This is a genomic window from Paraclostridium sp., from assembly GCF_051656405.1.
In the GTDB taxonomy this organism is placed as follows: Bacteria; Bacillota; Clostridia; order Peptostreptococcales; family Peptostreptococcaceae; genus Paraclostridium.
The window spans coordinates 1-10,322 of record NZ_JBOGBV010000083.1 but is presented as its reverse complement, the minus strand read 5'-3'; the positions used below and the strand labels follow the sequence as shown (position 1 = coordinate 10,322).

The following is a 10,322-nucleotide window of genomic DNA, read 5'->3' as shown; positions in this document are numbered from 1 at the left end:
TTATTACAGCAAAGAGGATACACCTGTTCCCATTCCGAACACAGAAGTTAAGCTCTTTAGCGCCGATGGTACTTGGTGGGAAGCTGCCTGGGAGAGTAGGACGTAGCCGCGTAATCTTTTTTTATTTTACGTGGATTTGAGGTGGTTAGTATTAAGTTACGTTTGAAGTCATAAAGCTGAGAAGATGCTTTAAAATGACTTCTGCATTGTAACTTAATACTAACCACTTTTGTTGTGTAAACTAAAAATGATTACGCTTGTACGGTATAAGATAAAGAGATAAGAAAAGATGATTTTAAGTTTATGTTTCACGTTAAACGAGATACATTTTACTTGTAATAGTTTAATATTTAAAATAATCGCACATAAAGCCTTATATTAATTGCATATAAATTATTAAAATGATATGAGGTAGGTGCTTAGATATGAAGGTATATGATAGTAATAATATAAGAAGTATAGCTATATTAGGCCATAGTGGATGTGGAAAAACAAATTTAATTGAAGCAATGGCATATACTTCTAAAACTATAAATAAAATGCCTAAACTAACAGATAAGATAAGTATGACATATAGTATGAATTTAGTTCCTATAGAATATAGAGATTTCAAATTAAATTTACTAGATACTCCTGGATATTCTGATTTTACAGGAGACGTTATATCAGCTATAAGTGCTAGTGATGCTACCGTTATCGTTATAGATGCTACTACTAGCATTCAAGTTGGAACAGAAAAGGCACTAGAACTTGCAGGAGAATCTATACCTAAACTTATATTTATAAATAAAATTGATAATGACAAATCCAGATATAAAGATTTAATTGAAGAACTAAGAGATAAATATAGCAACAAAATAGTACCTATGTATATGCCTATATATAAAGGTGATGAATTTATTAAGCTACATAATATATTTGAAAGTAATTCAGATTTATGTGATGAATTTAAAATGCAAGTGGAAGGAACAAGAGATGGATTATTAGAGTTAATAGCTGAAACAGATGATGAATTATTAGAAAAATATTTTAGTGGAGAAGATTTGACAGAAGAAGATATTAAGAGAGGTACAACTATAGGTATTCAAAATGGAGATATAATACCAGTTATATGCGGATCTACAATAAATAATGTAGGTACAGAGGAGATATTAGGAATTATGTCTAGCTATATTCAACCTAAGTGTGTAGATGAAAATGATAAGCTGAATGGAAGCATATTTAAGACTATAGTAGATCCTTTTATAGGAAAAATGTCATATGTTAAAATATTACAAGGAAGTATAAAAAAAGATGTAGAAGTATATAATGTAAATAAGTCCGTAAAAGAGAAAATTTATAATATATATACTATGAATAATAATGAGTTGTCTGAAATACAATCTGCCAATGCAGGTGATATAGTTGTTATGACGAAGGTAAACTCTCTGCAGACAGGAGATTTTATATCTATAAATAAAAACGATAAAGTAGATGAACAGCTTAATTTTCCTAAACCTCAAATATATTTTGCATTACAAGCTAAAAATAAAGGTGATGAAGATAAAATTAGTGCTGTTCTAAGTAAAATATCAGAAGAAGACCCTACGATTACATGGAGTAGGAATGTAGAAACTAAACAAGTTTTAATCGGTGGTCAAGGTGAGCTTCATATAAATATAGTTAAAAATAAAATGAAAGAAAAATTTGGGCTAGATGTAGATTTAACAGATTTAAAAGTTGCTTATAGAGAGACTATAAAAGGAAAAGCAGACGTTCAAGGTAAGCATAAAAAACAATCTGGAGGACATGGACAGTATGGAGATGTTAAAATAAGGTTCGAGTATTCTAAAAATGATTTTGAATTTGAAGAAGATATATTTGGAGGATCTGTTCCTAAACAATATATACCTGCAGTTGAGAAGGGAATAAGAGAATCTATGTCAAAAGGAATACTAGCTGGATATCCAGTTACTAATATAAAGGCAACGCTTTATGATGGATCTTATCATGATGTAGATTCTTCAGAAATGGCTTTTAAATTAGCAGCTAATATAGCTTTTAAAAAGGGAGTAGAACAAGCAGTACCAGTTCTTTTAGAACCTATAATGAAATTAACGATAGTAGTTCCAGATGAATATATGGGAGATGTTATGGGCGATATAAATAAAAAAAGAGGAAGAATATTAGGTATGGAACCTACTAATAATGGTAAACAAGTTATTTATGCAAATGCTCCACAGGCAGAAACATTTAAGTATGCAATAGATTTAAAAGCTATGACACAAGGTAGAGGTTATTTTGAAATGGAACTTGATAAATATGAAGAAGTTCCAACACAAATTGCACAAAAAATAATATCTAATTCTGATAGTAATTAATTTATAAATTTGATTAAAAAAAATCCTAGGAATATAATTCCTAGGATTTCTTTATATTATTGAAACAATAAAAACTATTAGGGCATATAGTATATATATATCTAATATTAAAATTGAGGAGGGACTATATTGTACTTTGACAAATTTTCTAAGGTAGCTCAAAAAGCGATAGATATATCTATAGAGTATGCAAAAGAGTTTGGGCATAGAGTAGTTGGTACAGAACATTTATTGATTGGTTTAATTAAAGAGAAAGAAGGCACAGCTTCTAAGGTTTTATTAAAATTAGGGATGGATGAAGATATAATATGTGAAAAAATTATAGATATATATGGAATAGGAATTAATGATAGTACAGATGATATTTTTTTAAGTCCTAGAAGCAAAGATGTATTAGATAACTCAGCTATATTTGCAGAACAATTTGACAGTATTCTTATAGATACTGAACATATCTTGTTAGCAATTTTACAAGAAACAGATAGTTTAGCAGTGAAAATTCTAAGCATGAATAATATAACTGAGCAAGTCATAATTAAATCTTTAATAGAGGTGTCTAGACCAGAAACAAGTATAATACTTTTTAGAGATGAAAGTAAGAACGAAGAACCTAAGAAAGAAAAGGAAAAATTAAATATTCCTACACTTGAGAAATATGCAGTTAATCTAAATGAATATGCAAAGAATTCTAAACTAGACCCGCTAATTGGTAGAGAAGATGAAATGCAAAGAATTATTCAAATTTTAAGTAGGAGAACTAAAAATAATCCTATATTAATTGGTGATCCTGGAGTAGGAAAGACTGCTATAGTAGAAGGGTTAGCAATTAATATAGAAAGCAATAAAGTACCTAGTTCTCTTCAAGGGAAGCTTATATACAGTTTAGACATAGGAGGAATGCTTGCAGGTGCTAAGTACAGAGGTGAGTTTGAAGAAAGAATAAAGAAAGTAATAGAAGAAGTTGTTAAATCTGATAACATTATATTATTTATAGATGAGATGCATACTATAGTAGGAGCAGGAGCAACAGGAGAGAATTCTATGGATGCGTCTAATATACTAAAACCAGTATTATCAAGAGGAGATATACAAGTTATAGGTGCTACGACTATAGATGAATATAGAAAGAGTATAGAAAAGGATACTGGATTAGAGCGAAGATTACAACCAATTTTAATTGAAGAGCCAACTAAAGAGGAATCAATCAAAATTTTAAAAGGATTAAAAGAAAAATACGAAAATTTCCATGGTGTAAAAATAACAGAAGAAGCAATAAAAGCAGCAGTTGATTTATCGAGTAGATATATCGTAGATAGATATCTGCCAGATAAGGCAGTTGATATAATTGATGAGTCTGCCTCTAGAATTAGAATGAAGAATTTAAAATTAAAAAATAATAAACCTACAGTTAATAGTGAAATAGTTACAGAGGTAATAGGCTTATGGACTGGAATACCTATAAGCAAAATAGTTAAATCTGAAGGAGATAAATTACTAAAGTTAGAATCTATCCTTCATCAAAGGGTTATTGGTCAGGATGAGGCCGTAAATGCTGTATCCAAAGCAGTTAGAAGATCTAGAGCGGGGTTAAAAGATCCCAAAAGACCAATAGGATCATTCTTATTCTTAGGTCCTACAGGTGTTGGTAAAACAGAATTATGCAAAGCATTAGCAGAAGCTCACTTTGGAAATGAAAATCAAATTATCAGGATTGATATGTCAGAATATATGGAAAAACATTCAGTTTCAAAGCTAATAGGATCTCCTCCTGGATATATAGGCCATGATGATGGAGGTCAATTGACCGAAGCAGTAAGAAGACATCCGTACACTTTAGTTTTATTTGATGAAATAGAGAAAGCACATGAAGATGTGTTTAATATACTACTTCAAGTATTAGATGAAGGAAGATTAACAGACTCTAAAGGAAGAACTGTAGATTTTAAGAATACACTAATAATTATGACGTCTAATATAGGTGCAAAAAGTATAAATAAGCAACAAATAATTGGTTTTTCAGCCTCTGAAAATAAAAATATAATTGATGAAAATTATAAAGCTATGAAAGAAAAAATTTTATCAGAAGTTAAGAATAGATTTAAACCAGAATTTATAAATAGGATTGATGATATAGTGGTTTTCCATAAATTAAATATAGGTAATTTACATGAAATTTCTAAAATAATGCTTAGCAATTTAATAAGTAGATTAAATCAACTTAATATTAGCTTAGAAATTTCAGATGATGTTTTAAATCTTATATCTAAATATGGAATAGATTTAGAATATGGAGCTAGACCTATAAAAAGGGCTATTCAAAAAGAAATAGAAGATGTATTAGCAGATATGATATTGAGTGAAGATATAAAAAAAGGAGATAATATAGTAGCTAAAGTTGTTGAAGAAAAAGTTATATTTGAAAATAAATGATTAAAAATGTAAAAATATTAGTTTTAAAACTGCTTCTTTTATTGGAAATTACATTTAATTCTAAACTGAGGATAAATGTAATTTCCGAGCTATGCATTTTATTAAAAACTATGTTTTATAAGTATATAATCAACTTAAATTAAGTGAATTTTTTTATATATTATAAATTTAACATATTAAGAGATATATATGATAAAATTAATAATATATAAAAAATTACATAAGGGTGAATTTATAAATGGCTAAAATAAAAACTAAATATGTGTGTCAAGAATGTGGATATGAGAATAGTAAATGGCTAGGGAAATGTCCAGAATGTAGCAAATGGAATACATTTGTTGAAGAGATAGAAGAGAAAACTTCCAGATCGAATAAAGAAGTTTTTGTTATAGATAAGTCATCATCTAGACCTTTAAATATAAACTCGATAGAAACTATAAAAGAGCAAAGATTTTCAACTTGCATAAATGAGTTAGATAGGGTTTTAGGTGGAGGAGTAGTTAAAGGATCATTAGTTTTAGTCGGAGGGGATCCAGGTATTGGTAAGTCAACATTACTTATACAAGTTTCAAGTAATGTTGCTAATAGCGGTAAAAAAGTTTTATACATATCAGGAGAAGAATCTGCATCTCAAATAAAAATGAGGGCTCAAAGATTAGGAATAAAGTCCGATAATTTATATATATTTGCTGAAAACAACTTAAGTATAATAGAAGCTCACTTAGAAAGTGTAAATCCAGACTTAATTATATTAGACTCGATACAAACTGTTTTTAGTCCTGAAATTACATCTGCTCCAGGTACTGTAAGCCAGATAAAGGAAGGTACTTCGAGATTTATGAAAATTTCTAAAAAAATGGGTATATCAACCTTTGTAGTTGGACATGTAACTAAAGAAGGTGCACTAGCAGGACCGAAGGTATTAGAACATATGGTAGACACTGTATTATATTTTGAAGGAGAACGATTCAATACGTATAGATTGATAAGAGCTGTAAAAAATAGATTTGGGTCTACAAATGAATTAGGTGTATTTGAGATGCGAGAAGTAGGATTAGTTGAGTTAGAAAATCCATCTAAAATACTTATAGCCGAAAAACCAAAAGATGTAGCAGGGTCTATAATTATATCTACAGTAGAAGGCACTAGACCAATGCTTTTAGAATTGCAAGCACTAGCATCACCTACTAGTTTTGGGATTCCTAAAAGAACAGCTACAGGAGTTGATTATAATAGAGTATCATTACTTATGGCTGTTCTTGAAAAGCGGGTTGGGATGCAAATACAAAATCAGGATATATATATAAATGTTGTTGGAGGAATAAAAATTAATGAGCCGTCTATAGATCTAGGCATAGTTATGGCTATAGCTTCTAGTTTTAGAAATATACCTATAGATGGGAATGTAGCAATTACAGGAGAAGTTGGATTAACAGGAGAAGTAAGAGCGGTGAGTTTTATAGAAAAGAGAATCGCAGAATGTAAGAAGCTAGGTTTCACTAAAATTGTTATTCCAAAGAGCAATTATGATGCTGTTAAAGATGTAAAAGGGATAGATATATGTCCAGTAGATAGTGTAAGACAAGCTATAAATATGGTATTAGGAGGAAATAGATAAAATGGATGATTTTTTTAGTGGCAAAAAAGCAATTAGAACGCTAAAAATGATATCTCCTGGTACAGACCTTAGATTGGGAATAGACCATGTTTTAAAGGCTAAAACAGGAGGACTTATTGTAATTGCCGATAGTGATGAGGTTATGAGCATTGTTGATGGAGGGTTTGCTATAAATGCAGAATATTCTCCAGCATACTTATATGAGTTAGCTAAAATGGATGGAGCTATAGTTTTAAGTTCGGATATGAAGAAGATACTTTTTGCAAATGCTCAACTTATACCAGATTACTCAATTGAAACAGCTGAAACTGGAACAAGACACAGAACTGCTGAAAGAGTTGCAAAACAAACTGGAGGAATTGTAATAGCCATATCTCAAAGAAGAAATGTTATAACTGTATATCAAGGGGATAAGAAATATGTAGTAGAAGATATATCAAAGATATTTACTAAAGCTAATCAAGCATTACAAACTCTAGAGAAATATAAGTCTGTTTTAGACCAAGCTATAATAAGTTTAAATGCACTAGAATTTAAAGATTTCGTAACTTTGTATGATGTTGTACTTGTAGTTCAAAAGATAGAAATGGTTATGAGAGTGACAAATATAATTGAAAAGTATATAGTAGAATTAGGGGTAGAAGGTACACTTTTGAGTATGCAGGTTGATGAACTAATGGGAACAACTAAAATAGATCAAAACCAAATACTAAAAGATTATAAAAGAAATGATATGAATTTAGCTGAATTTAAGAAAAAAATTATATCATTATCATCAGAAGAGTTACTTGATTTAGCAAATATAGCAAAAATGTTAGGATATACAGGTTTTTCAGAAAGTATGGATATGCCTATTAGACCAAGAGGATATAGAATACTAAACAAAATACATAGATTGCCTAGTGCTATAATTGAGAATTTAGTTAGTTATTTTGAAGATTTTCAGGATATACTATGTGCAACAATTGAAGATTTAGACGATGTTGAGGGAATAGGTGAAATAAGAGCAAAATATATAAAAAATGGACTTATAAAAATGCAAGAATTATCACTTATAGATAGACATATATAATATATTATGTCAAATTTGAAACAATATTGTGCTTGAATATAGTTAATAGTTTGATTATAATAAGAAAATATTAAGGAAAAAATATAGGGGGTGAAAATTTGGTATCTAAGATAATAAGAGCGATACTTACATTAGTAGGATTCGTGTTAGGTATGACAACGTATATATCATTAGTTCAAAAATTTCCTCAAATTTCGTTAGGATCAGAGCTATATGTATTTATAATTTCTATAGTTATTGGAGTAGTAATAGGTTTTGTATTCTTTATAATAGCTCCTTGGATTATGAACAAATCTAGGAAAATAGCAAAAGCTATGGATAGGGAAATTTCTAAATATCCTCAAACAGATATAATATTAGGTACTATAGGATTAATAGTTGGTTTTGTTATAGCTTATCTTGTAAGTCAATTAATATTGATGTTAAAGATACCTGTAATAGGAAGCTTACTATCTTTATTTACATATGTATTTTTAGGTTATTTAGGTAGTAGAATAGCACTAAAGAGTAAGGATGATATTTTTAACTTAAACAAGTTAACTAGATTATCAGTAAATAAGGACAAGAATTCCAAAAAAGAAGAAAAAAGTATACCACCTAAAGTTCTAGACACTAGTGTTATTATAGACGGTAGAATTGCTGAAATATGCCAAACTGGATTTATAGAAGGTAAGCTTGTAATTCCTACTTTCGTTCTAGATGAATTAAGACATATAGCAGACTCTTCAGATGACTTAAAAAGAGTTAGAGGTAGAAGAGGATTAGATATACTTAACATAATTCAAAAAGAATTAAATATTGAAGTTGAAATAAGCAACAGAGATTTTGATGATATAGCAGAAGTTGATGCAAAATTATTAAAGTTAGCTGAAACACTTGGGGGTAAAGTTGTTACAAATGACTACAATTTAAACAAGGTAGCTCAAGTTAAAGGTGTTGAAGTTCTTAATATAAATGAATTAGCTAATGCAATTAAACCAGTAGCGATACCTGGTGAACATATGATAGTTCAAGTTGTTAAAGAAGGTAAGGAATCTAATCAGGGTATAGCCTATTTAGATGATGGTACTATGATTGTAGTAGATGGTGGAAAGAAACATATGGGAGAAACTATAAGTGTTTTAGTTACATCAGTATTACAAACACCAGCAGGAAGAATGATATTTGGAAAACCTAAAATTGATTAGTTAAAAGTCTTCAGGATAAAAGTTCTGAAGGCTTTTTTTGATAAGGTTAATTGAATTTATTAGTTTATTAAAATTTAATTATTACTATGGTAAAATATATTTAAGTTATTTATTCGTATTGTAAGAGGTGAGTTTATGAATGGTGTTGTAATAGTAGCAGCTGGAACTGGAAGTAGAATGAAGAAAGATATCAATAAGCAATTTATAAAGTTAGAAAATAAAGAAATCGTAGCACATACTATAGATAAATTTTATAATAGTGAAAATATAGATGATATAGTTGTTGTTATAAGAGAAGATGAAGAAGAATACTTTAATAAAAATATTAAAGAAAAATATGGATTTACAAATATAAAAGTTGCACACGGAGGAAATGAAAGACAAGATTCTGTGTTCAATGGAATAAAAATGTTAAAAAAAGAATGTGAAGTAGTATTAATACATGATGGAGCTAGACCTTTTGTAACAGATGATATAATAAAAAGATCTATAAATGAAGCTAATGAGCATAATGCTATAGTTGTTGGAGTTAAAGTAAAAGATACAATAAAAGTAGTAAGTGATAATGGGAATATTGTAGATACTCCAAACAGAAGTTATTTATGGGCTGTACAAACTCCTCAAGTTTTTAAATATGATATTATAACAAAAGCATATGAAGATGCATATAATAACAATTACTACGGAACTGATGATGCAATGTTAGTAGAACGAATAGGTTATAATGTTAAAATGATAGAAGGGTCATATAATAATATAAAAATAACTACACAAGAAGATTTGGAATTTGGAGAGCAAATTTTAAAAAATATATAATTTCGGAGGATAAAAAATGAGAGTAGGAATGGGATATGATGTTCATAAGCTAGTTGAAAATAGAAAATTAATATTAGGTGGAGTTGAAATAGAACACGAGAAAGGATTATTGGGACACTCAGATGCAGATGTTTTACTTCATGCGATAATGGACTCTATACTAGGGGCATTAGCACTTGGAGATATAGGTAAACACTTCCCTGATACAGATGAAAAGTATAAAGGTGCAGATAGCATGAAATTATTAGAGCATGTATATAATTTAATAAAAGAAAAAGGATATGGTATTGGAAATTTAGACGCGACAATTATAGCCCAAGCACCTAAAATGGCTCCACACATACAAAAAATGAGAGAAAATATAGCAAGAGTTTTAAATACAGATATAAATAATATAAATGTTAAAGCAACAACAGAAGAAGGATTAGGTTTCACAGGAAACGAAGAAGGAATTTCATCGCAAAGTATTTGTTTATTAATTAACATTGACAATTAGAAATAAATTCTATAGAATTATTATAAATAATGTATCAAAAAGTTCACCAAGAACATAATAGTAGGTATAACAAAAGCTTACTAAAACCTAATTAGATACGTTGACAAGGTATATTAATTGATATAAAATATAATCAATTATTTATAATTAAAAAGCTAAGAAGAGAAATAGTAAAAGATAGTATTTTTTACAGAGAGGAAACATTTGGTGAAAGTTTCTAAAAATTATTCTTTGAACCAGTCTCAGAGCTTAAGAATGGTAAAAAGTTCTTACGGGAAGGACCGTTATATCCTATAAAGAGAATTGATAAAATTACTTATCAATTAACTAGAGTGGTACCGCG

General features: G+C 29.1%; 7 protein-coding genes, 1 rRNA gene and 1 other annotated feature. All 8 genes read left to right on the top strand.

The features are described 5' to 3' along the window. Nucleotides 1-112, top strand: a 5S ribosomal RNA gene (gene rrf / locus ACRDDE_RS13855); the annotation flags it as partial. Between the two features lie 313 nt (nt 113-425). Continuing rightward, entirely contained in the window at nt 426-2,360 is a 1,935-nt protein-coding gene (locus ACRDDE_RS13850) for an elongation factor G (protein WP_438628203.1), read from the top strand. Nucleotides 2,361-2,489: 129 nt separating this feature from the next. Next, nucleotides 2,490-4,790: an ATP-dependent Clp protease ATP-binding subunit gene (locus tag ACRDDE_RS13845; RefSeq protein ID WP_438628201.1), complete on the top strand. Its 2,301-nt coding sequence runs from the start codon at nt 2,490-2,492 to the stop codon at nt 4,788-4,790. Nucleotides 4,791-5,028: 238 nt separating this feature from the next. After that, complete coding sequence (radA, locus tag ACRDDE_RS13840; protein ID WP_438628199.1) at nt 5,029-6,408, top strand: DNA repair protein RadA; 1,380 nt, start codon at nt 5,029-5,031, stop codon at nt 6,406-6,408. 1 nt (nt 6,409) lies between these two features. Continuing rightward, nucleotides 6,410-7,480, top strand: coding sequence for a DNA integrity scanning diadenylate cyclase DisA (gene disA, locus ACRDDE_RS13835; protein ID WP_438628197.1), 1,071 nt, complete (start codon nt 6,410-6,412; stop codon nt 7,478-7,480). A 98-nt stretch (nt 7,481-7,578) separates the two neighbouring features. Continuing rightward, on the top strand, nt 7,579-8,667 hold the full coding sequence (locus ACRDDE_RS13830) for a PIN/TRAM domain-containing protein (protein WP_438628195.1): 1,089 nt from the start codon (nt 7,579-7,581) through the stop codon (nt 8,665-8,667). Between the two features lie 135 nt (nt 8,668-8,802). Continuing rightward, on the top strand, nt 8,803-9,483 hold the full coding sequence (gene ispD, locus ACRDDE_RS13825; protein ID WP_438628193.1) for a 2-C-methyl-D-erythritol 4-phosphate cytidylyltransferase: 681 nt from the start codon (nt 8,803-8,805) through the stop codon (nt 9,481-9,483). Between the two features lie 16 nt (nt 9,484-9,499). Further along, nucleotides 9,500-9,979, top strand: coding sequence for a 2-C-methyl-D-erythritol 2,4-cyclodiphosphate synthase (gene ispF, locus ACRDDE_RS13820; RefSeq protein WP_438628191.1), 480 nt, complete (start codon nt 9,500-9,502; stop codon nt 9,977-9,979). A 148-nt stretch (nt 9,980-10,127) separates the two neighbouring features. After that, nucleotides 10,128-10,322: a binding site (T-box leader), on the top strand. This feature is flagged as partial in the annotation.